This is a genomic window from Caballeronia sp. LP006 (genome assembly GCF_031450995.1).
GTDB lineage: Bacteria > Pseudomonadota > Gammaproteobacteria > Burkholderiales > Burkholderiaceae > Caballeronia.
The window spans coordinates 412595-437933 of record NZ_JARTVW010000002.1; the positions used below are offsets into that span (position 1 = coordinate 412595).

Below are 25339 nucleotides of genomic sequence, written 5' to 3' on the forward strand. Positions count from 1 at the left end.
CGCACCATGTCCCAACTCTCCGCGCTGCAAAAGCCTCGCCGCTGGCATGCCGCTCTGCGCTTTCTGCGCGCGCCTTCCGCGTTGATCGGCGGCGTGCTGCTCGTGGCGATCATCGCGGTCGCGCTCTGTGCGCAGTGGCTGCGTCCCGGAGATCCACTAGAACTCGTCGCCGAACCATTTCTGCGTCCGGGGCAAGATGCGGCGTTTCCGCTCGGCACCGACATGCTGGGCCGCGATATCCTCTCGGGATTGTTGTATGGCGCACGCGCCTCGCTCGTGATCGCCGCGGCTTCGACGTTCATCAGCGTCGTCATCGGCGTGGTGGCGGGCCTTTTCGCCGGATACTTCGGCGGCTGGCTCGATCGTGAAATCAATCGCGTCACCGTGTTCTTTCAGACGGTGCCGCCGTTTTTGTTCGCGCTCGCCATCGTCGCCATCGTGCAGCCTTCGGTGATGACGATTGCGCTCGCTATCGGCGTGACTTCGTGGCCGAACCTCGCGCGGCTGGTGCGCGCGGAAACGCAAAAGCTGCGGCACGGCGAGATGGTGCAGGCAAGCATCGCGCTTGGGGCGAGCGACCTGCGCATCATCGTGTCGGATGTCTTGCCCAATGCGATGACGCCCGTTCTCGTGTCATCGACATTGCTGGTTGCCACCGCCATTCTCACGGAGTCCGCGCTTGCGTTTCTCGGGCTTGGCGACCCAAACGTGGCGAGCTGGGGCAACATGGTCGGCGCGGGCCGCGAAGTGCTGCGCACGGACTGGTATATCGCGACCTTGCCGGGTCTTGCTATCGTCGTCACGGTGCTTGCGCTCAATCTGCTCGGCGATGGTCTTGCTTCCTTGTTCGGCTTGCATGCGGAGCGTTGAGCGCTCAACTGTTTATGCGGCGATGAAATCGCTGCCCGCACGCTGTCGCTGCCCCGCCACCGATGCAATGAGCGTGCGCGTGTAAGCGTGCTGGGGCGCGTCCCAGATCTCGTCGTGCCCGCCGCTTTCGACGATGCGTCCATCTTTCATCACCAGCACGCGATCCGCCATGTAGCGAACGACAGCGAGATCGTGCGAGATGAAGAGCATCGACAGACCGAATTCATCCTTCAGATCGCTGAGCAAATTCAGTATCTGCGCCTGAATAGAGACATCGAGCGCGGATACCGGCTCGTCGCAGATCAGAAGCGCCGGTTCGAGTATCAACGCCCGCGCAATGCCGATGCGTTGCCGCTGCCCGCCCGAAAACTCGTGCGCATAACGACGCGCCGCGCCCGAAGGCAAACCGACTGCATCGAGCATCTTCATGATCCTTGCGTCGCGATCGCGGGTAGGAACGGTGCCCTGAACATCGAGCGCGAAATGCAGAATCTGCCCTACCGTCTTGCGCGGGTTCAACGATGCATAAGGGTCCTGAAACACCATCTGCATCTTGTGCCGATGCGGCGCCAGCTCACGCCGCGTCAGCCGCGCGATATCGAAGCCATCGAGCACGATGCGTCCGGCATCCGGCGTCAAAAGCCGCATGATGGTGCGCGAGAGCGTGGACTTGCCGCAACCCGATTCGCCGACCAGACCCACCGTCTCGCCACGCGCGATATCGAAGGAAATATCGTGCAGCACATGACGCGTGCCACGCGCTGTCGCGTAAGCAGTGTCGACCTTGTCGAGCGAGAGCAGCGGTCTTGCATCGTGGTCGATGGGCCGTGCCGAATGCGCCGCGCGCGTCGGCACATGTAGCGTGAAATCGGTCGTGCCCGTGGCCGAAGCGAGCGCGCGAATTTCCGGCAAGCGCGCCTCGCGATAATGCTTGTCGGCCGAGAGATGCAGCGCCGCGCCGCGCAGTCCACGTGAATAGGCATGACGCGGATGATCGAGCACGTCGCGCGCCGAACCCTGTTCGAGCGCCTCGCCGCCATGCATCACGACTACGCGATCCGCCCAGTCGGACACGATACCCAGATCGTGCGTGATGAGCAGCAATGCCATCGAAAGATCGCGCCGCAAGCTATCGAGCAGACGCAGGATGCCGGCCTGCACGGTGACATCGAGCGCCGTGGTGGGTTCATCGGCGATAAGAAGCGCGGGCTCGCAAGCGATGGCTGCGGCGATCATCGCGCGCTGGCGTTGTCCGCCGGAAAGATGATGCGGATAGTCGTCCGCCCGACGCGCGGGTTCGGGAATGCGCACGAGATCGAGCAGTTCGACGGCACGCTTGCGCGCAGCGGCACGCGACATCGATGTATGAAGAATCAGCGCCTCGGCAACTTGTGCACCAATAGTCAGCACGGGATTGAGCGAAGTCATCGGCTCCTGAAAGATCATCGACATGCGGTGGCCACGCAGGTCCGCGAGCTTGCGTTCCGGCGCCGACAAAAGATCGATGCCATCGAAGAGCGCCGCGCCGCCGGTCTTCGCATGCTTCGGCAGAAGGCGCATGAGCGACATCGCCGTAGTGGACTTGCCGCAGCCCGATTCGCCGACGAGCGCCACCGCCTGCCCCGCCGCGATGTCGAACGACAGCTTGCGCACCGCGCGATGCGCGCCGTAGTCGACATCGAGGTGACGCACTTGAAGAAGCGGAGAAGTGGAGTTGCTGGGCATGAGACGCGGATGAAAGCCAAAGCCTCGAAAGTAGCGCAGCGCCGCCAAAAATAGAACCAAGCACTTCTGCTAAGAACATGCATGGCATTGCTAACCCGGCCCCATAAGCCGCGGTTGGGTCACTTGTGCAGAAGATGAAAGGCAGTGTTATGTTGCCGGCAAAGATGCTCGAAGATAAGCCCGCACTCACTCCTTACCCGGATCGAAAAACGCCATGCTGATGGAAGACTCGACGCTCGAACGCGCCACGCCCCTGACCGACGACAAAAACTCGTCGCTGCGTCAGTGGCTCGCGGTCGCCGCCGTGACGATTGGCGCGTTCGCGTTCGTCACCACCGAATTTCTACCCGTTGGATTGCTTCCTCACGTCGCGCACGACTTGAACATTCTCCCCGGCGTGGCGGGATTGATGGTGACCATTCCCGGCATCGTCGCGGCCATTTCCGCACCCGCTTTGATGCTCGGCGCGGGACGCATGGACCGGCGGCATGTGTTCCTGTTGCTCACCGCGTTGCTCTTGTGCTCGAACCTGCTGTCGGCGTTCGCACCGAATCTCGTTGTCATGCTGCTTGGCCGCGCGCTTCTGGGCGCCGCGCTCGGCGGCTTCTGGACGCTCGCGACATCGGCGGCGGGAAGGCTCGTCGAGGCGAAAGACAGTGCACGCGCAATGGCCGCCATTCTCACCGGTGTGACGTGCGCGACGGTCATTGGCGTGCCGCTCGGTACGTTCATCGCGAGCGTGGCGTCTTGGCGCGTGTCGTTTCTGGCGACGGGAGGGCTCGTTGCCGTCGCGCTCGTCGCGCAGTGGTTGCTCGTGCCTTCGTTGCCATCGGCTGCGGCTTTGCGCTTCGGCGATCTCACGGCGCTTCTCAAGCACTCGCATCCGCGCAGAAGTCTTTTGATGGTGGCGCTCGTCTTCGGCGCGCACTTTTCTTCCTACACGTACGTAACGCCCTTCTTGCTCGGCGATGCACACCTCGACATGGCGACGGTCACGTGGCTTCTGCTCGGCTTTGGCATCATCGGGTTCTTCTCGAATTTCGCGGCGTCGTCCGCCGTGCAGCGCAATCTCAAGGGCACGCTTCTCACGATGGTGTCGCTCCTTATGTTCGCGCTGCTGCTGATGCCGATCCTGCGGCATTCGTCGCTCGCGGTCAGCGCGGTTGTGCTGGCGTGGGGTATTGCATTCGGCGCGCTGCCGCTGTGCTTCAGCATGTGGATTCAGCGCGCGACGCCCGAGCATCCGGAGGCGGGATCGGCGCTTTTCGTGAGCATCATCCAAGTGGCGATTGCGATGGGCTCGTTCGTCGGCGGCGCGGTCGTCGATCGCGCGAGCATTCCGACGGACTTCATGGTGGGCGGTGCGCTGGCGTTGCTGGGACTTGCGACGCTTGCGGGCATCGGCGCGGAGGCACGGCCTGTTGCCGCGGCTTGCAACGTGCCGTGCGAGGAATGACATTCAACCGATGAGCCACGAGGCGCACGCGGGAAACAATCCAAGCCGTCCCGCGTGCGAATCACATCACCCGCGCTTACTGACCCGTGCCAAAAGCCTGCTGCAAGCGCGTCCCCGCATACTGCTGCGCATCTTTCGCCTTCTGCACCACAGCTGCCGTGCCAAAGAACTCGTGCGTCACGCCGTCATAGACGCGACGATCGACCGGCCCGTTCACCGCTGCAATCGCCTTCTGCAACTGCGCGCCATCGTCACGCAAAGGATCGATACGCGCGTTGATGATGGTGACCGGCGGCAAGCCCGCGAGATTGGCGTGAACCAGGTCGAGACGCGTGTCCTGCTTGTCGGCCGGCGTGCGCAAGAGCTTGTCGAGGAACCACGCGATCATCGGCTTGTTGAGCGGCTTGGCCACTGCGTTCTCGATATACGACTCCGTGTTCATGCTGCCCGTTTGCGCCACCGGATACACGGCGATCACGGCAAGCGGCTTCGGCGCATTCGCATCGCGTGCGGCGATGGCCGTCGCGACCGCGAGATTGCCACCCGCGCTTTCCCCCGCGAGCGCAAGCCTCTTCGGGTCGCCGCCAAGCGAAGCGGCGTGGCTTGCCACCCACTTGTACGACGCGAAGGCGTCATCCCACGCGGCGGGAAAGCGCGCCTCGGGCGCACGCCGGTAATCGACCGATACGACGATTGCATTGGCCGCCTTCGCAAGTCCGCGCGCGCCGCCGTCATAGACCTTGCGATCCGCGATTACCCAGCCGCCCCCATGAAAATACGTCACGACGGGAAACGGGCCATTGCCTGCGGGCTTGTACACCGTCGCGGGCAAGCTGCCGGCCGCGCCCTGCACGGTAATGTCGCGGCTCGTGACGCCCGGCACCAACGCTTGCGGCGAAGTGCTGCGACCCTGCGTCTTCAACACGGAGTTGACGGCATCGGCGATAGTAGGTTGAGCGCGCGCCGTCGGCACATCGACCTTCTCGATGGCCTTCGGATCGAGTGCCGCATAAGCGTCGAGCACGGTCTTCATGTCGTCATCCGCGCGCACGGCCGCGGTTGCATTGGCGACCGCGTTCGCCACGGGTGACGGCTTGTCCGGTGCGCTGTTGCATGCTGCAAGAGAGAACGACAAGCAAACAGCCACACCGAATGCGGCACGACGCATGAGTTTCGGGGCGGGCGTTCGAACGGCGGGTCGGACGTTATGATCGAGGTCGAGGTCACGCATAGGTGGGCTCCGTAGGCAGTCCGCGCGTGGGTTCGCGAGAATGTCTTCGCGAATGTGCAAGACGCGGCTAATGCTATTTTTGTGAGAGAAAGTGCTCGTCATGCGAAGGCTTTCAACAGTGCCTTAGCTCGTAAGCAAGAGCAGACGTTGTTCCCGGCAAAGCCATGCGTGGAAGGCATTAAACCGTCCACGTCTTGTCGAACGCGCGTTTGCTCCGGTCGCAAGACGATCAAAACCTAAAGGGAAGCGAGACATGGCACAGGGGCCGAACGCGCATCGCGTTACCCAGGAAGCAGCGCAAGATGGCGGACGCTGGCTTGCCATCGGCGGTCCGATCGTCTTTTTGCTTTTGTGGTCCGCGGGCTTTCCCGTCGCCAAGACCGGCCTGCACTACGCCTCGCCGCTCACGTTTCTCTCGATACGCTTTGCGCTCAGCATCGCGGTGCTCATAGGCGTATGCGTGTTCAGACGGCCGCTATGGCCAAGCGACATGCGAAGCTGGCGTTACCTGGTCGTCATGGGCCTGCTCGTGCAGGTGATGTACTTCGGCCTCAGCTATCTGTCGATGACAGCGGGCATTGCAACGTCATGGCTTGCGCTGATCGTTTCGTTGCAGCCGATACTGGTGAGCGTGCTTGCGCCATCGCTGACCGGTGAGCGTATCGGCGTGCGGCAATGGCTGGGCTTGATACTCGCGCTTGGCGGCTCGGCCGGCGTGATCCTGTCGCGCGGCACGCTGCACGCATCGGCACTCGGGCCGGTATTGCTCGCGGTGGGCGCGCTAATCGGCATCACGGCCGCGATGTTGTACGAGAAACGCGCGGGCACGGCACAGGACCCGCTCACGTCGAACCTCGTTCAATATGCAGTGGGCTTCGCGTGCTGTGCGCCGATGGCGTTCTTCTTCGAGCGCACGGAAGTGCAGTGGAACCCGACGCTCGCCGTCACGCTCGCTTATCTCGTGATCGGCAACTCGCTGATCGCGATCACGCTGCTGCTCGCATTGACACGCGCCGGAAAGGTGTCGCAAGTAGCGGCGCTGTTCTTCTTCGTGCCGCCCGGCGCGGCAATCATGTCGTACTTCATTCTCGGCGAAGTGTTGCCGACAATGGCCTGGTGGGCGATGGGCGTCGCCGTTCTCGGTGTGGCCATCGCGACGTGGAAAGGTCGGGGCGCCAAAAACTAGCGCGCCTCGAAGCGCACCACGCAACGTGCAAGTCAGTTTCGTTTTGCAGCGACGACCGCGGCCGTATCCGTATCGCGTGTCGAACCCTTCGCCGGACGGCCGGCCCAATAACCCGCGAGCATCGAGCCCGAGAGGTTGTGCCACACGGAGAACAGGGCGCCGGGCAAGGCCGCTATCGGCGTGAAATAAAGCTTGCCGAGCGTAGCCGCGAGCCCCGAATTCTGCATGCCCACTTCGATAGCGAGCGTGCGGCACACGGCCTCGTCGAAGCCGAGCAAGCGGCCGCCCCAATAGCCGCTCAGGAGCCCGATGCCGTTATGCATCACCACGCCGAATGCGACCACGAGTCCGACCGACGCAATACTCTTCTGCGTCCCGCCGACCACGGCGGCAATGATGAGCAGAATAGATACCATCGACACGAGCGGCAGCAGCCATTCGATCTTGCGCACGAACTTCTCGAACAGATGATTCACGATAAGTCCGACCACGATAGGCAGCGCGACGATCTGCAGGATGCTCATCAACATGCCGTGGACATCGACCGAGATCGACGCATCGACATAAAGGCGCGTGAGCAGCGGCGTCGCGAACACGCCGACGAGTATCGAGAGCGCGCTGATGGTCACCGACAAGGCGACGTCGCCGCGCGCCAGATAAATCATGACGTTGGACGCCGTGCCGCTCGCCACGCTGCCAACCAGCACCATGCCCGCCGTCAGATCGGGCGGCATGTGCAACGCCTTTGCAATAACCCACGCGGCAAGCGGCATGACGAGGTAATGCAGCACGATGCCCGCGATTACCGGCGCGGGGCGCGTGAAGACGCGCCGGAAGTCGTCGACGGAAAGCGTTACGCCCATCGACAGCATGATGATGGTCAGGAGCGTGGTGACATGCGGCGCAATGCCCGTGACGGACGAAGGCGAATAGTAGGCGGCAACCGAGACCAGAACGGCCCAGAGCGGAAACAGGCGGGTGATGCGGGCAAGCATGAAAGTCGGTCCTTGAATGTCGTGGCGTGTCGTGGTCTGTCGATGCGGGCGAAAAACGTCGAATTTTAACCGGCACGGGCTAAGGTCTTCTGAAAATGCTTAATTGGGCCAGACTTTTAGAAAACAGGTTTTAGGCTGTTTTTGCTCTTTACAGTCTAAAACTTGTTTTCTGCTTTAACAGGTCATAGACTGTACAAACGGTTAACAGTCTTAAGACTGTAGGGATCTTCGTGGACTATCCGGTAAAGACGCTCAGCCAATTGCGGCCCATTCTCAAAGGCTTTCGCAAAGCCGCCGGGCTGACTCAGGCAAGCATGGCCGCGCAATTGGGCGTGACGCAGCAGACCTATGCGCAACTAGAAGCCAATCCCGCTGCGGCAAGCATGGAGCGCATGTTCAAAGTCTTGCGCGTGCTGGGCGTCGAGATGATGCTGACGGATGGCGTCATAGCGGACGAAGCCCCGCCCATCACGAAGAAAATCGCGGCGAAGGCAACGTCGGCGCGGGCCAGAGCCGCGAAAAAGCGGGAGAACTGGTAAGCATGGCGCGCCGCACCGACCCGAACCGGCTCGATCTGTGGATGAACGGACTGCCCGTCGGCCACTGGGAATCCAGCACTGGTGGCGAGCGCCTCGTCTATCGCGATGAGTGGATTGCCGACCCGCAAGGCCGTCCGCTCTCGCTGTCGCTGCCGTTCACGCCGGGCAACCAGCCGTATCGCGGGCAAGTGGTCGCTAACTTTTTCGACAACCTTCTGCCCGACAGCGAGCCAATCCGCCGTCGCATTGCCATGCGTTATCGAACGGGCGGCACGGCGCCGTTTCAGCTGCTCGCACAGTTGGGTCGCGACTGCGTCGGCGCCCTTCAAATGCTGCCGCCCGGAGAGACGCCGGTCGATCTCGAAAGCATAACGGGACGCGCGATGGGCGAATCGCAGATCGCCCGGCTGCTGCGCGAGACGACCGCCATGCCACAACTCGGACAACACGAACCGCTCGATGACCTGCGTCTCTCGATAGCAGGCGCGCAAGAAAAGACCGCCCTGCTTCGGCGCGGCAAGCAGTGGCTACTGCCCGAGGGCAGCACGCCGACCACGCACATCTTTAAATTGCCGCTTGGGCTCGTCGGCAACATGCGAGCGGACATGCGGACATCGGTGGAGAACGAATGGCTTTGCTCGAAGATCGTCGCGGCATTCGGGCTGGCTATCGCGCGGTGCGAGATCGAAGTCTTCGAAGATCAGAAAGTGCTCGTCGTCGAACGGTTCGATCGCCGTCTGTCGAGCGACAAGCGCTGGATTTTGCGGCTCCCGCAAGAAGATATGTGTCAGGCCACCGGCACGCCCGCGCTACAAAAGTACGAAGCGGATGGCGGACCGGGAATCGGCCATGTCATGGAAGTGCTGTCGGGCTCGGGGCGCGCGGCCGACGACCGGCGCGACTTCTTCATGGCGCAGTTGGTTTTCTGGCTGCTCGCAGCCACCGATGGTCACGCGAAGAACTTCAGCATCGCGCATCTGCCCGGCAATCGTTATGAATCGACGCCGCTTTATCACGTGCTGTCCGCGCATCCGATCATCGGACGGGGACGCAATCAGCTTGCCGCGCAGCGCGCGAAACTCGCCATGGCCGTGCATGGCAAAAACATTCATTACGTCATCGCCGAAATTTTGCCGCGTCACTGGATCGCGCAAGGGCGCACAGTCGGACTCGCCGCGCCGGAAGTCGAAGCGCTGATCGCCGAAGTCACGGCGCGCACCGAACAAGTCGTCGATGAAGTCGCGAGCGTGCTGCCCCGCGACTTCCCGATGGACATTGCCGAAGCGATTTTCAACGGCATGCGGCGTCTCTGCAACAAGCTCGCAGGCTAGCCGCCCGCGCCCGTCACGCGCCACACGGTATTGCCGGCATCGTCCGCAAAGACGAGTCCGCCGTCCTTGTCCTGAGTCAGGCCGACAGGCGCGCCGCGCAATTCCTTCTCATCATCGGAAACGAAGCCTGTTACCACGGGCTTGGGCGTGCCTACAGGCTTGCCGTTCTCGAACGCGATATACGTCACCGCATACCCCGACAGCGGCGAGCGATCCCAACTGCCATGCTCGCCGATAAACACGCCGCCGCGATACTGCGCCGGCAAATTGCTGCCCGTATAGAACATCAGCCCAAGCGGCGCGACGTGCGAACCGATTGCGTAATCCGGCGGAATAGCCTTTGCGACGAGATCGGGACGCTGCTCCTTGACGCGCGTATCGACATGCTGGCCGTAGTAGCTATAAGGCCAGCCATAGAAAGCGCCATCCTTTACCGAAGTCAGATAGTCCGGCACGAGGTCCGCGCCAATCTCATCGCGTTCGTTGGCCACGGTCCAGAGTTGCCCCGTCTTCGGTTCCCATTGCAAGCCGGTCGGGTTGCGAATGCCTGCCGCAAAGATACGGCTCGCGCCGGTCGCGACATCCACTTCGAGCACGTTCGCGCGCCGATACTCCACGTCGAGTCCGTTCTCGCCGACGTTGCTGTTCGACCCGACGCCCACATAAAGTTTCTTGCCATCGCGGCTCGCGAGCAGCGCCTTGGTCCAGTGATGGTTCACGCGATCAGGCAGATCGGCGAGCTCGACGCCTTCCTCCGAGATGCTCGTTTCGCCCGTCTTGTACGGGAACTTGAGCAGCGCGTCCGTATCGGCGACATAGAGCGTGTCGCCGATCAACTGCATGCCGAAGGGCGAATGCAGATGGTCGATGAACACGTGCTTTTCCCATTCCCCGCTGCCATCGCCACGCTTTCTGAGCAACGTGATGCGGTTCGCGCCCTTCGATTCCTTGCCTGAGCGGCTCTGGACCATGCCCGCGATCAACTGCTTCGGCGTGGTGACCGGCTCCGCGTTCGGGCTGCCCGATTCGGCCACGAGAATGTCGCCATTCGGAAGCGCATACACCTGCCGCGGATGCTCGAGGCCAGACGCGATCTTCTCGATCTTCAGTCCGTCCGCGACCTTGGGCGTTTCGTTGTCTTTCCAGCCCGCGAACTTCGGGACTTGCATCGGCGGAGTAAAGAAGCTCTTGGCGGTAGGCAGTGGCGGATTCGCGCCAGCCTGATGCGCGCTGTCGTATTCGGCGTGCTCGTTGCATCCCGCAAAGAGTGCTGCAATAGAGAGCGCGATAACGCTCGTCAAAGTGGTTTGCTTAGTCACGAGCCGCCTCCTGGAAGCCGAATTTATCGAAGGCAAGCGCGATATGTCCAACGCTCAACAGCACCACGGTGATAACCGAAAGAATCACGCCGAGCGGCACGATTCCATAACCGTCGCGGCTATGCACGAACGCGTTGACGACCGCCGCGATGATGCCGAGCAGGTTGAGCCAGAAGTCGAGCTTCTCGGTGCGCGTGACGACGTGGCGTGAGCCGAACCACACATGCCCGAGATTGATGAAGCGCGGAATGATCGCGAGGATGAGCCCCGTCGTGACGAGCCACGCGGCGCCCTTCGCCCAGAACACGTTGGCGGTGATGACGAAGATGATGTCGAAAATCAGCGTCCCGACGAAGAGTCCGTAGGGAATGGGATTGAGTAGATCGAAGAGGGCTGTCGCCGTCCGCGATCGATATCTCAGGCTGGTCGTGCTCATGAGTGAGTACCCCAAAAAAGATTAGGCAGTGGGCCGTGCATCGGTTGCGGAAGGCGGCGTGCATTGCCTTCTGACTCCGTATGAACAGCACATCACATGCCCGATTTTGGGGAACGCTTACATGATCGATGAGACAACGAGCACGCTCGCCACTTTGCAAGCGTGCCGTCAGGTGACAGTCGGCTATCGGTGTGTCACGGGTTCAGACGCCGCGCCCGAGATGCTTCAGTTCGAGCTGCGTAATGGTTCGCTGCAAGGCGCGTTCAGCGCAGCCGCTCAGGTCGATGAAGCGGCAACCGAGAATCGCGCGGCGCTCGCCGGTCTGCATGAGTTCGTAACGCGGCGCGGCGATCTCGAGGTCGACGCTCACTTCGCCGAATGGGCCCATCCGCAGGGTGACGCCTCGCCAGACTCCGCCACGTTCGGCGGTTTCGAAGCGGTCATCGGAGACACGCAAGGCCACGCCGCCGAGCGAAAGGTTCTTTACGTCGAAGTGGAATGCATTGCCGGCTTCGTCACGCCCGTGCGCGACGAACGGATTAACGAGCGGCGTCTCGACCCGGTAATACTGCCGCCGCTGCACGTAATACAGCAGCGTGGGCATCGGCGCTTCGAACGCGGGACGGCCATCGAAAAGCACTTTTACGGCCGGCCCGGTCGTGAATTCCGTCTGGATGCCCGATGGCTGGCTGCGCAACGTCAGGGCGTCCGCGCGGGCAAGCGCGGCATTGCTGGAATCCGAGCAGCCGAGATCGAAGACAAAGCGCGCGCTGCGCGAATCGACGTCCAGGACCTGCGTCACGATCTGCCCGCCTTCGAATTCCACGGTGAGAAAGTCGCCGCGCGACAGAAGGCTGCGCAGGCAAAGCGCAATCTGCAACGGATGGCGCTGCGCATAGCATTCGTCGATAAGGGTCGCGGTACGGTCGGCGTCGAGGCTCGGGAGGGTGGCGGCAATCATCTTGTTATCCGTGCGTTGTCTGGTTTTATTAGCGCCAAGCCTCTCAGGTTGCTAGCGCTACGGTGCACACCAGACAACGCAGAGACCATGCCAATTGCGGCGCACGGGCCGCCGATTGCCTGCAAGCCGCGCCGGGCAAGGCTCGGGCGGCATGAGGAAACCAAAGCGATGGGCGCTTGCTACGTTACGCGGACCTCGCGTTACGGCCGCGCGCGGCGGATCACCGCACGCCGATATGCGGCGCGAGCGCGCGGAGCCAGTACGTCACCGCGACCGCGCCGCCATCGGGCGAACCCACGGCGCGCTCGCCCAGATAGCTTGCGCGACCCGCCCGAGGCGTCATGCTCGCCGTGGCCTGCGCGCCCTCTTCAGCGGCCGATAAAGCCGCTTCCCAGGCGTCTCGCGCGGACTTGCCTTCGTTCAATACCGCTTCGAATGTCGCCGATGCGGGGAACAGCGCGTCGAGCATGGTGCGGTCGCCTGCCTTCGCGCCGCCCAGGTCGCTGATGGCCTGCACCGCTTCCCTGAACGCGGCGGCCCAATCGGCCGGCTTCGGTTGCGCGACTCCCGCGAGATGGCGCGACGCGCGCAAGAGCGCCGTCGCGTAGAACGGGCCGGAGCTTCCCGCTATCGCCCGGCGCAAGGACGCCCCGAGCGCGGCAAGCGCGCCGTCCGGCGTGCCGAGCGCCGATCCCGGCACGCCGAGGATCGCGTCCGCCGCGCGTTTCATGCTCGCACCGAGATCGCCGTCGCCGGCGAGGGAATCGAGTTCGGTCAGGCGCGGTTCGTTGTCGATCAGCGCACGCGCCACCGACTGAAGCGCCGGCTCGATGACCCGCGCCCAGCCGCCGTCGCTTTCCCGCGCGATTCCGGGCCGCTCCGCGACGGTATCGGCCGCCATAGCGATACGGATTTCCCGTCCGACCGCGCCGCCGCCCGGCCATGCGCGCGATTCGGTCGCGGCATCGAGCAGACCGAGCGTCGCGTCATCGACACGCAACAGCGAAACGGAGCAGCCCGGCATATTGAGCGCCGACAGCAGCGTGCCCGACCATGCACGCTCGACGTGAATTTCGCGCCGCGACAGATTGTCGAAGGCGGCGCGCAACACGACATCCAGTTCCATTTGCGGCGTCGCGCCAAGGCCGTTCACGAGCAGTGCGACGCGCTCGCCGCTTTCGAGCGCGAGATCGTCGACGATATTCGTGAGCAGAACGTCGGTCAGTTGGTCGGCGGGAAGCGGCGCGGTGCGCTCCACGCCCTTTTCTCCGTGGATGCCGAGACCGAGTTCGATCTCGTCGTCGGCGAGCGTGAAGCTGGACTTTTCGACTCCCGGCAGCGTGCAGCCATCGAGCGCGACGCCCATGGTGCCGAGATTGGCCGCCGCATGGCGCGCGATCGCCGCGACCTCTTCGAGCGACGATCCGCGCGAGGCGGCCGCGCCCGTGACCTTGTGGATGAGCACGGTTCCCGCGATACCGCGCCGCTGATTGCGCGCGGCCTGTTTGCGCAGCGAGACATCGTCGGCCACGATGACCACTTCGACCGGAATGCCTTCCGCGCGCGCCAGTTCCGCCGCGAGACCGAAGTTAAGGCGGTCGCCCGTGTAGTTCTTCACGATCAGCACCGCGCCGCGCGGACCGGCACAAGCGCGGATCGCGGCGAGCACGGCATCCGTGGGCGGCGAGGTGAAGACTTCACCGCATACCGCCGCGCTCAGCATGCCCGCGCCGACATAGCCGCCGTGCGCGGGTTCGTGACCGCTGCCGCCGCCCGAGATGACGGCGACCTGCCGGTCCTTCGCCTCGTGCTGCGCGCGCTGTACGAGCACGTTTTCATTGCCGAGGATGGCTAAATGCGGCGACTGCCGCGCGACGCCTTCGAGCATCTCGCGCACGACATCGGCGGGATTGTTGATGAGCTTCTTCATGGCAGTCTCCTTGACGCGTTCGAGCGATGGCGATCATGTTAAACGACCGCGCCGCGAACGCTCGCGCGCTCTCATTCTTCTCTAATTCAGCCGCTTTACGATGCCTTCATCTGCTCGACAACGAATCATCCGACTGAAGGAGAAACGAAAATGACACTGCAAATGATCGTTCATGGCACGCCGGTCTGGGTCTGGCTGCTGCTGGCTTATCTAATTTCGCGCGGCGTGAAGGCAATGAAAGGCGGTACCACGCCGCTCTCCAAGCTGGCGATCATCCCGCTGATCTTCGCGGGCTTCGGCCTCGTGCATTTGGCTCACAATCCGCACGCGAGCCTCTTTGCAGTGAGCGCGTGGATCGTCGGGATTTTTGCGGGCATCGCGGCGGGCGTGTTCAACGCGACGCGCACGCGCTTTTCCGTCGATATGGTGGCGCGCACCGTCACGCTGCCGGGTTCGGTCGTGCCGCTCTTGCTGATCCTCGCCATCTTCGCCGCCAAGTTTTGGCTCGGATTTGAGATGGCAACGGTGACGGATGCGGCGCTCCTCGGAACCTATGCATCCATCGACGCACTCGTGTCCGGCGTCGTCGCCGGGATGTTCGCGGGACGCTTCATCACGTACTGGAAAGCGCTGCAGGCGCACCGCTTCTTGCACGCTTGAACGGCCGAGCCTCCTTCGTGTCGAGCAGGTTTTTACCCGACCTGCTAACCTCGGGCGACATTGAAAACCTGACGCGAAGGAGGCTGCAGCATGAGCGATTCACCCGAATACGTACCGCCCAAGGTCTGGACCTGGGACAAGGAAAGCGGCGGGCAGTTTGCAAGCATCAACCGTCCAATCGCGGGGCCGACGCATGACAAGGATCTACCGGTCGGCAAGCATCCGCTGCAGCTTTATTCGCTTGCCACGCCCAACGGCGTCAAGGTCACGGCGATGCTGGAGGAACTGCTCGCCGCGGGTCACAGTGACGCGGAATACGATGCCTGGCTCATCAAGATCGGCGACGGCGACCAGTTCGGCAGCGGCTTCGTCCAAGCCAATCCCAATTCGAAGATACCCGCGCTGATCGACCACAGCGGCCCCAAGCCCGTGCGCGTGTTCGAATCCGGCGCCATCCTCCTGTATCTCGCGGACAAGTTTGGCGCATTCGTGCCGACCAGCGCGGCGGAACGCGCCGAGTGTCTCTCGTGGCTTTTCTGGCAGATGGGCAGCGCGCCGTATCTTGGCGGCGGCTTCGGTCACTTCTATGCTTATGCGCCGAGCAAGATGGAGTATCCGATCAACCGCTTCGCCATGGAGGTGAAGCGTCAGCTCGACGTGCTCGACCGGAGGCTTGCGGAGAGCCGGTACATTGCGGGCGACGAATACACCATCGCCGATATCGCCATCTTTCCGTGGTACGGCGGTCTCGTGAATGGCTGGATTTACAGTGCCGCCGAGTTTCTCGCCGTGCATGAATACGAGCATGTGCGACGTTGGGCCGATGCGATCGGTGCGCGTCCCGCCGTGCAACGCGGCCGCATGGTAAACCGGACCTTCGGCGAGCTTTCGAGCCAGTTGCATGAGCGGCATGATGCTGGCGACTTTGAAACGAAGACGCAGGACAAGCTCGCGGTTAAGTAGATTTTTGGTCAAGTGCTTGCGCACGCTTGAAAGGCTGTAACGTCGTTGGCGCGCTTCCTGCGTGCACGGAAATAAACCGCACAGGAAGCCGCCAATGAACCGCTATCTCATTCCCGCAACCGTAGCTGCAAGCCTGCTCTTGGGCGTGATCAATACCTCGCAAGCAGCCGGAAGCGCTGCAATATCTTCCATCGAACAGTACACATGGCATAAGCGTCTGCTCGTCGTTTTCGCCGATGACGTCAGTTCCGCCGCACTCGCGAAGCAACGCGCATCGGTTCAGGATGCGAGCGATGGCTACACGCAACGCGACCTGCAAGTGATCGAAGTAATCGGCAACGACGTGCAAGGCGCAAGCGACTCCGCCGATGCATTGCGTCGACGATACGGCGTCAAACCCGGCGCGTTTCGCGCGGTGCTCGTTGGCAAGGACGGCGGCGTGAAGCTCGAATCGCGCGAGCCGATTGCATCGCGCGAATTGTTCACGACCATCGACGGCATGCCGATGCGTAAGCAAGAGGCAGCGGGTAACGCGCCGAAGTCGTGATCGCCGTATGATCCATGCATGTTGAAGTCTTCTTACGCTTCGTGACCTGATCCCAGCGAAGTCGTCATTCTTTGTCCGGCAACGCGACGCCGATCTTCTGCGCGGCGGCAAGCGCGCCGGGCGGCAACGGTGGTGGCGTCCGCCCCGGCGATACAGATGCTTGCTTCGCCGCGCCTGACATGAAGATGCGCTCAGGCAGGGCGAAGTGCCGTAGCACAAGCACATCCAGCGGTCCAGCGCCCGTCTCCGCGCGAAGTTGAACCGACAGCGGCGGCGTAAGACTCTGATCCGGCGTCCACGAGAGCAGATAACGCGCGTTATCTTGTTGCGAGACCTTCGCACGTTCGAGCAGACGAATCAGCGCGAAACGCCCTTGTGCGTACATGGTCGAGCGCAAACCGCCTGCCTCCGTTTGCCATTGAAGTTGTGCGGTGTTGTCCAGGACTTGCCCCGGCCATTCGAACGGCTCCCATTGCTCCATCTGATTGAAGTAGTGCAACTGTTGACCCGATGTCACCAGCGTCAAATCAGTGATGCCCGGCGTCGGCACACCGCGTAGTTCATACCGCGCCCGTGCATCGCCAGAGGGAAACACGACCCTCGCTACGCGCGAGAGCTTGTTGAGCGCGACGAGAAACGCCGGATCAAGCATGAGCGTGCCTTGATTCACGCCTTGCGTGGCGACCCAGTGGTCGCCCTGACGCTCGATCACGCCCGCAAGCTGCGTCGTGACGAACTGCGCTATCACGCCGTTGTCCATGCGCATGAAGTGCGCCATATCGGGCAGCGATGCATCGTTGTCGGAGTCCGCAAACGGATAGCGGCCGCCGAAGCTGTGATTCCAGTCAGCAAGGATGGATGTGCGCCAGACTTCGTTCAGACTGGACGATGCCGGTTGCACGACCACTTGCCACGTCTGGTCAAGCGGGGCTTCGAAAAGCCGGCCGAAACCCGACCATTGTTCGCCCAAGCTCGCAGAGAGACGGCTCGCGTAATCGCGACTATCGGCGATATCGGACGTTCTACCCTGTAGCACGGCTTGAGCGGCGACGCGCGACATGCCGTCGGGGTCGGGACTGGCCATCATTTGTTGCGTCTTCAAACGCATTGCGGTGACACGCTCAAGATAGCGAGCCAAGCTCAGATCGCTCACGAGTTGCAGCGTGGTTCTGGTGTTGGCGGGTGCGTTGCTTGCGAACTCGCTGCCAGTCAGACGCAGAATAGGACCGAACGCGCTTGCCAGCGGCAAAAGTGATGGCTGCATCTGCTTGGACGGGTCCTTTTCGTCCTTGCCTACAAGATGTTGCGCCTTCGAAATCAGAGCGTCCGATATTGATTGCGTCGATGCGTCCGCACTTGCCTGAAAAACGAGAGCGTTCATTAGTGCGACCAGCGGCGAGCGTTGCGGGTCGCCGAGCAGCGTCAATTGATCGACCGTGCCAGATAACGACGAAGCGTTTTGCCAGCGAATGCTGTTCAAAAACTGCTGCCACGCGCGCGCGTAGTCATCGAAGTAACGTTGACGGAGTTCGGTTTTGAGCGTTGACGGCGCGGTGTTATCAAGTTTCGCGTCAGACAGCACCCAGTCGCCCGTCACCGCGCGCTGTTCGCTCGCCTCATCGATCGCCTTTGGGATGCGTTCGTCCCACGCGGCACGCGTAAAAACGCCCGGAACAGTCGCGCTCGTGTTGAACAAGCCTCGGCTTGGGTGATCGCCGAGCAAGGTTGCCAACGTCATCGGCGGATATTTCGGTTTCGTCTCGTCGATGATCTGCTGATAGATCGCGTCTGTCGAATTCTGGATGCCGCGCACGCCGATGATCGTCTGCCGCGTCGCCGCGACAAGCGTGATGTCAGGCGCGATGGCTGACGCCGATCCGCGCTTAAGGTGCCTCGCGTAAAACCAGACGGCCTGTTGGCGCAAGTCTTCCCAAGTGCCCGCCGTCACTGACGCATTCTGCGGACGCGCTGGCGCATTCGTCGTCAGCAACTGTGTGGCGATAAACGACGCGTCGGCATGCTCGGGATGGGCGAGCATCAAATACGCCTTGAGCGTGTCGTACGCGGCCTGGACCTGTGTGTTGCCACCGCTGGCGATTTCGGCATCGGACAGGGAAGCGAGTTGCTGAAGGCGAGATTCGAGTCTTGCCTTGATCGGATCGATCAGTACGCGCGAGGCGACGCTTTGATAAACCGGGGAAAGCGCTTCATAAAGAGCGGCGTCACGGTTCAGGCCGAAACGAGCGAGCCACGGAGCGCCGAGCTGGCGGTGTATTTCAAGCGTGTCGAGTTGTTTGTCAAGAGCATCCAGGGCGAGCAAGGCTTGCGTCTGGTCGCGCGGCGAAGAAACCTTGCTCAACGTCGACGCAACGTCCCGCATGGTTGCGCGGTTCGACATGCCGGAAATTATCGAGCCGATAAACCATAGTACGGCGACAGCGCTGACGAGATATGCGGCAACACTCGACGACGAGAGGCCCACGCGCCTGCCGTAAGCTTTGCGACTGTGGTTCGCGATGGTTTGCCATAGCGTTCGATTCGACGCTTCGGGCACACCGGCGTGGTGGCGCGCGGCCTCGCGCGGATACTCTGTCGGTCCCGCGGGTATGTCCAACGGTGTGAAGAAAAGCCCGCGAATAGCATCGTGCGACCGTGAAGCGCCTGTCAGGAGATGCTTCAGCGATTCCCGTGCTGTGCTTATGTGCTGCGACAATTCCGCCAGATATCGATCTGCAGGGTTTTTCGACAGACGCATCACCCCGGCGTTTGCCAATTCGCCGGTGAGGTCATGTAGTGCCGAGCCGACGAAATCGGAAGCCATACGCGGGTGCGACCAGGTAAGCCCGACCGGCGGCTCATCTGTATGAGACGGACTCGCCTGCAATGGCTCCGCATTCAGCAAATACACCGGAGCAGACCAGCGAAGCACGCGCGCGACACGTGCCAGCGCTTGCGAGACGCTTTGAACATCGAACATATCGTGGCCCGTCGCACGGGCGACGGTTAGCGCAACGACCGCGTCCACTGGACGGCGGCGGCGCAATCGGCGCAACGCGGCAAGATGCTGCACATCTGGGGCACTGTCTGTCTGCTTTGCGTAAAGAAGAACCGCGCCTCCCGCGCTGGCATACCTGAACTTGAAGAGCGTAGGCGCCACTCGCCGAACTACTTCGCTGTCGCCGACAACCAGGATCCAACGCTCGCGCCAACGCCAGCGCCAGCCGTGCTGCTCGACTAGCCATTGCCTGAGATCGCTGAAATCACCAACGTCTGGCTTCGTGGCCCCCTGCGCGGCGTCATCGGAAGCACCGCCGTGTTTGAGCATCCAGTCTTTCACCGCGCGATAAGCCACGGCCGCACGCGACGCTTCGCTATAACTGAGCACGAGCCATAGCACGATGAAAATAGCGCACAGTGCTGCTATGACAGCTCCACGACTGTCAGCTGAGATCCCGACCCACTGAGGCCGTACCCAGACCAGCATGCCGGGCAAGATCACGAGGGATAGCGTGGCTAAAAAGTCTAGCTTGAATTTACGAGTCATTCGTCTTTCTGCTTATTACGGCTGTTTTGCACCACAGCCATGTGAAATTGTTCGCCGGCGCTACGGGCGACGAGTTGCGGCGCGCTCAACCGGTCCGCTCTGTTCGCCCCGCACGCTACGGCGAGCCAATCGGCCGATCTCCCCGTTCGTCCCACCGTGCCGTCGAGATTGAATTCCGTCAGCGGATCTTCGCCTGCCTCACGCACGCCAACGTGACTCAGGGATGAGTGCAAAGGCCCGACCGATTCGCCGTCGAATCCGGTCATCCAGACCGACTCCAACGACGGCGCGTCGGCTTTTGCCCATTGCAGCGCATGTGTGAGCGCGCCGTCGAGATGGGTCCGCGCCGAATTCAACGGGCGATGCATGTGCGCGACGGGCATGAGTCGATGCTCGGCCGCTAATCCATGCGAGGCCACGAGAAGCGCGACGCCCGCCTCGGCCTCGCCTGCGTTGGGCGCTCCATCCAACATGCTCTGAAGCGATACCGAAATCAGCAGGACCGCGTAGAGATGCAAGGCGCCACTCGTATCGTCGAGCCATTGATCGACCGTCATCAAATCAACGGGCACTGGCGTGTACGTCGTTTCCGCCTGACGCAACTCATGACGCGCCCATATGCCTTCCCAGGTTGTTTTTGCGTCTGCCTCTCCGATATAGCCCCCGATATCGAGAAAGACGCGCAGCGGAAAATCATCCGGAAGCGACCCGAGGCGGTCCGCAAGTTCGCCGATAAGTTGGTCGAAGAGCCAGGACAGCAGCAGGCCGTGGCGCTCCTTGTCGTCGACGGCAAAGAGCGCGTCGTCTGGTTGGAGCCACCGCGCCGTTACCGATGCGTCCTCCATGAGCTCCGATGCCTGAGCCTCGAGTGTCAACGCGTTTTCTTCTATCTTTGTCACGAGTTTCGCTGTCTCGTCATCCGTTACGCGGATGGCCGTGGCGAGCACGGCCATCGGAATGCTTTCGCGTGCGAACAACTTTTCGTTGTACCGCTTTCGTGCCTCATTCCAGTCCCGCGCATCGAGACACTGCCTCTCGTGAATGCTGAACCGACGTGAAACGACAAACGCGGCGAGGCCCGTTGGATACAGCACAAGGCAAGTCCAGAACAAGGGCGTCTGCATTGGTTCCGCGCGCGGCCACAACGCCATCACGCCAAAGATTCCGGCGATAGCCAGGACGAAGAAGACCACCGTCCAGACGAACCTCGATGGCGGCTCGTCAGGTTCGGCGCGTTCCGGTGGAAGGTTATCCAGGTCCAGCGCCATGCTTAGCTTTTGCCGCTATTTGGAAGTGACGAGATCAGACGACAACCGCATTCGCAGCGGTCGTTGTGTTGCGCGATCTCCAAACCGTTATCGAAAGCCCCTGAGGTTGCCGAAGCAATACGGTTGTCACCGTGGCGGGGACACGTGACACGATCGTGCAGGCGCGCAACCGCGCGTCCCATGAAAACGCAGGTTGCTGAACCTTGCGTGACGGCGCCGTCGCCGGTATGGCGGTCGCCTATGCGAATAATTCCTGGCATGTCTGGTCCGAGGAGGAAATAATCAAGCGGTCATGGCTTACGCAACACATGGCCATGGCCGCCACGTTCAAACACGGGCGGGAGGTCGCGGCGCGGGGTTCATGCCACGGTTGATCTGCGACGCGCGGCTCGCGTTCTCTTCCGTACGCTTGCGCGCTTTCTCCTCGGCCTCGTAGTCGGTCGAGCCGAACGCATCGACTCCGCGCAACCGGAAATAAAGCGAGGAAGACAGCACATGGTCCTGCCAGCTCGTGAGCATGGTGTCGTGCACGAGAAGATCGAACAGCGCCATGACCTTGGGCGGAAGCGGGTTCTTGCCCGACAGCCCCATCTTCCACGCCTGAACCAGGCTTTGCTGCTCGGCGCTGATCATCGCGTCCATGTGTTCCTCGATGATCGATGCGCCAAACTCCGGGTCCGCGTCATAAGGCTGTTCGCCGATCTGTACACCGGTGCGCGCTTGATTCACCGCGCGGCGCATGCCGGCCAAAGCGGTGTCGCGTTGGATCATGTCCGTCGACTCCGCCTGGATACGCTCCCACACACCGACCGACGGTCTCGCTTTCTCGGCGCTGGCGTCGCGCAACGCCTCCATTTCAGCGCTCCTTGCCGCCTCCATGCGGTTCTGCGCCTTGCCTAAGGTGATCGAATCCGGCACCGGAAATTGCTTGCGCAAGGCGAGATAGGCAGCAGTCGCGTCGTTGCGTTCCTTCAGAATGGCTTCATGCTTTGCAGCCAGCGCGTCGAACTGGTTGGTGACGGTGGCACGAAATTCGGACGACGTATAGCGAACCGCCATCCAGCGTAAAAAGACCTGCATGTGATCGACGAAATTCAGACGCGCGACGTAGGGCACCATCTCACGGTAGGCCTTCATCAGTTCCCAGATCTTGTACGTGTTCCGGCCGTCAGTGATGGGGTTTGCCAAGGTGAATTTTTGGAATGTATCCCCCTTGAAGTGCTGGAGATTTTCCATCGTGTCCATCGCTGCGCCATTTATAAGCGCTTCGTTCAGCATGTCGCGCAGGACGACGCGCTGAAGCTCCGCGCGCGCGCCGAGCGATCCCGGCGGTGCGCCGCCAGTAATGTCTTCGCTCGTGCCGGGATAAAGATATTGCAGGCCGCGTGTATTTTCCAGGCTGTCGAGCCGTTGATAGAAGCGTAGTTCGTGCGCGGCGGCAAAGTGAACGCAGCGCTGAACTGCCTGCGGCACGCCAAGCATTTGGTCGCCGTAATTCTGTTTGATTGCTCCGACCAAGGGCACCATGCTGATCAGCGCATTCTCCTGGACCAACGACGACACCGCGTCGAGCAAACCGACGAACACGATCTCGATAGGGATGGTCGCGCCGTTCGGGTCCTTTGGAATCTTGTATTCCAGTATGGCTTCGCTCGGATGTTTGTATGTCGCGCTCAGGTCATTCAGCAAGGCCCTCGCAAGGACGCAACCGCGATCCGCGCCGAACACAGACACCTTGACGTGCTGGACCTTGGGCATCCTTGCCCTCGCGTCCTCAATCGCTTTCTCAAACTGGGTCTTGGCCGCCTGAAGGCGCGGCTCGACCCCGGTGCCCAAAAGCCGCGCGACCACTGAGTTGTCCCTGAGAACAGGAACCACGTCGAACGAACATTTGAACAGCTCGCCCGCCACTGCCCAGCCAACCTTCAACGGATTCTTCCTGAGATCGAAAAGGATCTGACGGCCGCTTTTCATCGCGTCCTTGGCGAGGATGCGCCCGGCCGCGCGGCCACGGTCGAGCACGGCGCCGGTCCTGAAGAAGCGCAAGACGCGTCCGGCATTGGTACGCAACGCCTTCGCCTCTTTGACGAGTCCATCGTATGCATCCACGACAGGGCGATAGGAATGCTCCTCCAAACCCTTTTTGAATCCGTCGGTAATGGCGCTCTTCGGATCGAGCTTGAGACGGTCGATACCGGTGATTTTTTCGCCAATCTTCTTTGCGTTCGATACCTGACCTTGAGCCGCACTCACGACCTTGCTCGTCAGCGCGGATACGATTTCGCCGTCTTTGGCTTCTTTGTTGAGGTCCGTGCCCAGGCCGGAGTAGTAGAGCGGATACCAGAACTGATTCGGTGTCCGCTCGCGCCGTCGATCCCTGTTGTCCCTGTAGGCTTCCCAAAGCCGGCAGATATTCGAATACCGCGACGTCGATGGGTCATCGTAATCACGGTTTCGACCGAATCCATCAAAAAAGAAGCCGATATGAATTACCGCACCGCATGGGATGCAGTCATCGGAAGGATAAGCCTTCGTGTTGGCGCCAATCGCGTCCAGCACTTCAAGAGGCGTGCGATCTGCGGGATCGGTTTTGTTCGTATTAGCCATTCTTACTTCCACCTGCGGCATGGATAAACTTGTTGCTTTTAATCTCGCGCACAACATCTACAGGCAGCTTCTGCATTGCAAGACCAAACGCTCCGGGCTTGCCCTTCGACTCCATGACGATGCGCTGCACCGCCGGGTGTTCGTCAAACTTCGGATTGACGAGCAACGTGTAGTACACGTACTGCTCAAGATCGACGGAGTCGGTGAAGCGGTATTTCAGCCAGCCTTGAACAGCCACACGTGTGGTTCGACGGTAGGCGGCAGCCCAGTCAAGATCGTCTGGGTTTGCGGCCTTGCCATATTTCGTCTGAAACCACTCATCGACCTTTCCATATTCGAATCGAGAGCCGCTAAAGTCATTGCGAAACTCGAATTCGACATGGTCGTCTGGATAGAAGTGCACAGCCAAGACGTCGTTGCCAGCTCGGTCAGACCTCTTCACGGGATCAAGATGAACCGTGGTTACTTTTTTGATCTTTTTTATGGGTGCATAGATGTCTTTAGAGAATTCTTCCATGTCATAGACTTGCCACTCGACCGTGAACTCCGTGCCTTTGAGCTTGTAGCAGCAGCTTATTCTTCCTTCGCCTGACCCTGGCGGCAGATCGCCGCCTCCACTGGCTCGATTCCCATATTTGTCACGGACCACAAACTCCGTCAGGTTGTACGGCGTGTAATTCATACCCTCCGCGCTCAACCCACCATACACTGGCTCAGAAGAAAAGAAGTCGCAGCCCGCGAGAAAGACGGTTGCCACAAGCAAAACAAAGATGTGTTTCATCAAACTTGAAAGGTTCATTCGTATGCGCATGATTGCGTTAGTTCACCATTCCACCAGATAGATAGGGCAAGCACTTTTGCTTGCAACAACCGCGTTCAACCAGCGACGCCGCACGCGGTTAGCAGGATCAAATTGAATCGGCTTGGCCAACTTTGCTTCCGTTTGCCACATGATCGAATTTGTTGCTTTTAATCTCGCGCACAACATCTACAGGCAGCTTCTGCATTGCAAGACCAAACGCTCCGGGCTTGCCCTTCGACTCCATGACGATGCGCTGCACCGCCGGGTGTTCGTCAAACTTCGGATTGACGAGCAACGTGTAGTACACGTACTGCTCAAGGTCGACAGTGTCGGTGAAGCGGTATTTCAGCCAGCCTTGAACAGCCACACGCGTGGTCCGACGGTAGGCGGCAGCCCAGTCAAGATCGTCTGGATTTGCAGCCTTGCCGTATTTCGTCTGAAACCACTCATCGACCTCTCCATAGTCAAATCGAGAGCCGCTAAAGTCATTGCGAAACTCGAATTCAACATGGTCGTCTGGATAGAAGTGCACAGCCAAGACGTCGTTGCCGGCTCGGTCAGACCTCTTCACAGGATCAAGATGAACCGTGGTTACTTTTTTGATCTCTTTTATGGGTGCGTACAGGTCTTTTACGGCCTCGTCCGCGTCATAGACTTGCCACTCGACCGTGAACTCCGTGCCTTTGAGCTTGTAGCAGCAACTCAAACTTCCGGCCCCAGACCCTGGCGGCAGATCGCCGCCTCCACTAGCTCGATTCCCATATTTGTCACGGACCACAAACTCCGTCAGGTTGTACGGCGTGTAATTCATACCCTCCGCACTCAACCCGCCATACACTGGCTCAGACGAAAAAAAGTCGCAGCCCGCGAGAAAGACGATTGCCAGGGCCGAAAAAAGGAAATGCCAGAACAACCTTGATAGGTTCATTCGTTTGTAGCCCATTGGCTTATCTCATCAATTCAGTGTGC

At 61.1% G+C, this 25339-nt stretch carries 20 protein-coding genes and 1 pseudogene; 8 read left to right on the plus strand and 13 right to left on the minus strand.

What is annotated here, in order from left to right; translation table 11 throughout:
- The first annotated feature begins 6 nt into the window (after positions 1 to 6).
- Positions 7 to 870 carry an ABC transporter permease gene (locus tag P9250_RS02645; RefSeq protein WP_309964394.1) on the plus strand — a complete coding sequence of 288 codons (864 nt, stop codon included), beginning with the start codon at positions 7 to 9 and terminating at the stop codon, positions 868 to 870.
- A gap of 12 nt (positions 871 to 882) precedes the next feature.
- On the opposite strand, the gene P9250_RS02650 is transcribed toward P9250_RS02645, so the two are convergent.
- A complete protein-coding gene (locus tag P9250_RS02650) occupies positions 883 to 2595 on the minus strand; it encodes an ABC transporter ATP-binding protein (RefSeq protein ID WP_310391424.1) in 1713 nt (570 codons plus the stop codon).
- A gap of 214 nt (positions 2596 to 2809) precedes the next feature.
- Here P9250_RS02650 and P9250_RS02655 point away from each other — a divergent pair, with 214 nt between their 5' ends.
- Positions 2810 to 4051, plus strand: a complete 1242-nt coding sequence (locus P9250_RS02655; protein ID WP_250469873.1) for an MFS transporter — start codon at positions 2810 to 2812, stop codon at positions 4049 to 4051.
- A 76-nt stretch (positions 4052 to 4127) separates the two neighbouring features.
- On the opposite strand, the gene P9250_RS02660 is transcribed toward P9250_RS02655, so the two are convergent.
- Entirely contained in the window at positions 4128 to 5282 is a 1155-nt protein-coding gene (locus P9250_RS02660) for an alpha/beta hydrolase (RefSeq protein ID WP_310390945.1), read from the minus strand.
- Between the two features lie 253 nt (positions 5283 to 5535).
- Between P9250_RS02660 and P9250_RS02665 the strand changes: the two genes are divergently transcribed.
- Positions 5536 to 6468, plus strand: a complete 933-nt coding sequence (locus P9250_RS02665) for a DMT family transporter (RefSeq protein ID WP_250511432.1) — start codon at positions 5536 to 5538, stop codon at positions 6466 to 6468.
- Positions 6469 to 6500: 32 nt separating this feature from the next.
- On the opposite strand, the gene P9250_RS02670 is transcribed toward P9250_RS02665, so the two are convergent.
- Complete coding sequence (locus P9250_RS02670; protein ID WP_310390947.1) at positions 6501 to 7463, minus strand: bile acid:sodium symporter family protein; 963 nt, start codon at positions 7461 to 7463, stop codon at positions 6501 to 6503.
- Between the two features lie 230 nt (positions 7464 to 7693).
- Here P9250_RS02670 and P9250_RS32565 point away from each other — a divergent pair.
- Together P9250_RS32565 and P9250_RS02680 are read left to right on the plus strand one after the other, a co-directional pair.
- Positions 7694 to 7883: pseudogene (locus tag P9250_RS32565) on the plus strand (helix-turn-helix transcriptional regulator); the annotation flags it as partial.
- A gap of 121 nt (positions 7884 to 8004) precedes the next feature.
- The gene (locus tag P9250_RS02680) at positions 8005 to 9333 is read left to right on the plus strand and encodes a type II toxin-antitoxin system HipA family toxin (RefSeq protein WP_310390950.1); all 1329 of its coding nucleotides are present in this window, start codon (positions 8005 to 8007) and stop codon (positions 9331 to 9333) included.
- On the opposite strand, the gene P9250_RS02685 is transcribed toward P9250_RS02680, so the two are convergent.
- From P9250_RS02685 to P9250_RS02700, 4 genes are all read right to left on the minus strand, one after another.
- On the minus strand, positions 9330 to 10652 hold the full coding sequence (locus P9250_RS02685; RefSeq protein ID WP_310390952.1) for a sorbosone dehydrogenase family protein: 1323 nt from the start codon (positions 10650 to 10652) through the stop codon (positions 9330 to 9332). The two genes, P9250_RS02680 and P9250_RS02685, sit on opposite strands and share 4 nt — an antisense overlap.
- Positions 10645 to 11088 carry a DUF2231 domain-containing protein gene (locus P9250_RS02690; RefSeq protein WP_244831820.1) on the minus strand — a complete coding sequence of 148 codons (444 nt, stop codon included), beginning with the start codon at positions 11086 to 11088 and terminating at the stop codon, positions 10645 to 10647. Before P9250_RS02690 ends, P9250_RS02685 begins: the two co-directional genes overlap by 8 nt.
- A 202-nt stretch (positions 11089 to 11290) precedes the next feature.
- The gene (locus tag P9250_RS02695) at positions 11291 to 12049 is read right to left on the minus strand and encodes a flagellar brake protein (RefSeq protein ID WP_244831821.1); all 759 of its coding nucleotides are present in this window, start codon (positions 12047 to 12049) and stop codon (positions 11291 to 11293) included.
- A 220-nt stretch (positions 12050 to 12269) separates the two neighbouring features.
- Entirely contained in the window at positions 12270 to 13979 is a 1710-nt protein-coding gene (locus P9250_RS02700; RefSeq protein ID WP_310390955.1) for a dihydroxyacetone kinase family protein, read from the minus strand.
- 150 nt (positions 13980 to 14129) lie between these two features.
- On the opposite strand from P9250_RS02700, the gene P9250_RS02705 reads away from it, so the two are divergent.
- The 3 genes from P9250_RS02705 (at position 14130) to P9250_RS02715 (ending at position 16149) form a co-directional block, all read left to right on the plus strand.
- Positions 14130 to 14639 carry a DUF6622 family protein gene (locus P9250_RS02705; protein ID WP_244831823.1) on the plus strand — a complete coding sequence of 170 codons (510 nt, stop codon included), beginning with the start codon at positions 14130 to 14132 and terminating at the stop codon, positions 14637 to 14639.
- Between the two features lie 90 nt (positions 14640 to 14729).
- Positions 14730 to 15602, plus strand: a complete 873-nt coding sequence (gene yghU / locus P9250_RS02710; protein ID WP_310390958.1) for a glutathione-dependent disulfide-bond oxidoreductase — start codon at positions 14730 to 14732, stop codon at positions 15600 to 15602.
- Between the two features lie 94 nt (positions 15603 to 15696).
- A complete protein-coding gene (locus tag P9250_RS02715; RefSeq protein ID WP_309846269.1) occupies positions 15697 to 16149 on the plus strand; it encodes a DUF4174 domain-containing protein in 453 nt (150 codons plus the stop codon).
- Positions 16150 to 16213: 64 nt separating this feature from the next.
- Here P9250_RS02715 and P9250_RS02720 read toward each other — a convergent pair whose 3' ends face one another.
- The 6 genes from P9250_RS02720 to P9250_RS02745 all read right to left on the minus strand — a co-directional run bounded on the left by P9250_RS02720 (position 16214) and on the right by P9250_RS02745 (position 25313).
- Complete coding sequence (locus tag P9250_RS02720; RefSeq protein WP_310390960.1) at positions 16214 to 18547, minus strand: ImcF-related family protein; 2334 nt, start codon at positions 18545 to 18547, stop codon at positions 16214 to 16216.
- Between the two features lie 1142 nt (positions 18548 to 19689).
- Positions 19690 to 20538: a hypothetical protein gene (locus P9250_RS02725; protein ID WP_310390962.1), complete on the minus strand. Its 849-nt coding sequence runs from the start codon at positions 20536 to 20538 to the stop codon at positions 19690 to 19692.
- A 425-nt stretch (positions 20539 to 20963) separates the two neighbouring features.
- Positions 20964 to 21221, minus strand: coding sequence for a PAAR domain-containing protein (locus P9250_RS02730; protein WP_284503508.1), 258 nt, complete (start codon positions 21219 to 21221; stop codon positions 20964 to 20966).
- 67 nt (positions 21222 to 21288) lie between these two features.
- Entirely contained in the window at positions 21289 to 23568 is a 2280-nt protein-coding gene (locus tag P9250_RS02735; RefSeq protein WP_310390964.1) for a hypothetical protein, read from the minus strand.
- A complete protein-coding gene (locus P9250_RS02740) occupies positions 23561 to 24367 on the minus strand; it encodes a DUF3304 domain-containing protein (protein WP_310390966.1) in 807 nt (268 codons plus the stop codon). Before P9250_RS02740 ends, P9250_RS02735 begins: the two co-directional genes overlap by 8 nt.
- Before the next feature lie 109 nt (positions 24368 to 24476).
- Entirely contained in the window at positions 24477 to 25313 is an 837-nt protein-coding gene (locus P9250_RS02745; protein WP_310390969.1) for a DUF3304 domain-containing protein, read from the minus strand.
- Positions 25314 to 25339: the final 26 nt, after the last annotated feature.

Coding starts and splice junctions, on each gene's coding strand:
- P9250_RS02730 (WP_284503508.1), bottom strand. CDS start 21,221: ATGCCAGGAATTATTCGCATAGGCGACCGCCATACCGGCGACGGCGCC.
- yghU (WP_310390958.1), top strand. CDS start 14,730: ATGAGCGATTCACCCGAATACGTACCGCCCAAGGTCTGGACCTGGGAC.
- P9250_RS02700 (WP_310390955.1), bottom strand. CDS start 13,979: ATGAAGAAGCTCATCAACAATCCCGCCGATGTCGTGCGCGAGATGCTC.
- P9250_RS02660 (WP_310390945.1), bottom strand. CDS start 5,282: ATGCGTGACCTCGACCTCGATCATAACGTCCGACCCGCCGTTCGAACG.
- P9250_RS02665 (WP_250511432.1), top strand. CDS start 5,536: ATGGCACAGGGGCCGAACGCGCATCGCGTTACCCAGGAAGCAGCGCAA.
- P9250_RS02670 (WP_310390947.1), bottom strand. CDS start 7,463: ATGCTTGCCCGCATCACCCGCCTGTTTCCGCTCTGGGCCGTTCTGGTC.
- P9250_RS02645 (WP_309964394.1), top strand. CDS start 7: ATGTCCCAACTCTCCGCGCTGCAAAAGCCTCGCCGCTGGCATGCCGCT.
- P9250_RS02715 (WP_309846269.1), top strand. CDS start 15,697: ATGAACCGCTATCTCATTCCCGCAACCGTAGCTGCAAGCCTGCTCTTG.
- P9250_RS02720 (WP_310390960.1), bottom strand. CDS start 18,547: ATGTCGAACCGCGCAACCATGCGGGACGTTGCGTCGACGTTGAGCAAG.
- P9250_RS02690 (WP_244831820.1), bottom strand. CDS start 11,088: ATGAGCACGACCAGCCTGAGATATCGATCGCGGACGGCGACAGCCCTC.
- P9250_RS02740 (WP_310390966.1), bottom strand. CDS start 24,367: ATGAACCTTTCAAGTTTGATGAAACACATCTTTGTTTTGCTTGTGGCA.
- P9250_RS02655 (WP_250469873.1), top strand. CDS start 2,810: ATGCTGATGGAAGACTCGACGCTCGAACGCGCCACGCCCCTGACCGAC.
- P9250_RS02705 (WP_244831823.1), top strand. CDS start 14,130: ATGACACTGCAAATGATCGTTCATGGCACGCCGGTCTGGGTCTGGCTG.
- P9250_RS02680 (WP_310390950.1), top strand. CDS start 8,005: ATGGCGCGCCGCACCGACCCGAACCGGCTCGATCTGTGGATGAACGGA.
- P9250_RS02650 (WP_310391424.1), bottom strand. CDS start 2,595: ATGCCCAGCAACTCCACTTCTCCGCTTCTTCAAGTGCGTCACCTCGAT.
- P9250_RS02735 (WP_310390964.1), bottom strand. CDS start 23,568: ATGGCTAATACGAACAAAACCGATCCCGCAGATCGCACGCCTCTTGAA.
- P9250_RS02725 (WP_310390962.1), bottom strand. CDS start 20,538: ATGGAGGACGCATCGGTAACGGCGCGGTGGCTCCAACCAGACGACGCG.
- P9250_RS02745 (WP_310390969.1), bottom strand. CDS start 25,313: ATGGGCTACAAACGAATGAACCTATCAAGGTTGTTCTGGCATTTCCTT.
- P9250_RS02695 (WP_244831821.1), bottom strand. CDS start 12,049: ATGATTGCCGCCACCCTCCCGAGCCTCGACGCCGACCGTACCGCGACC.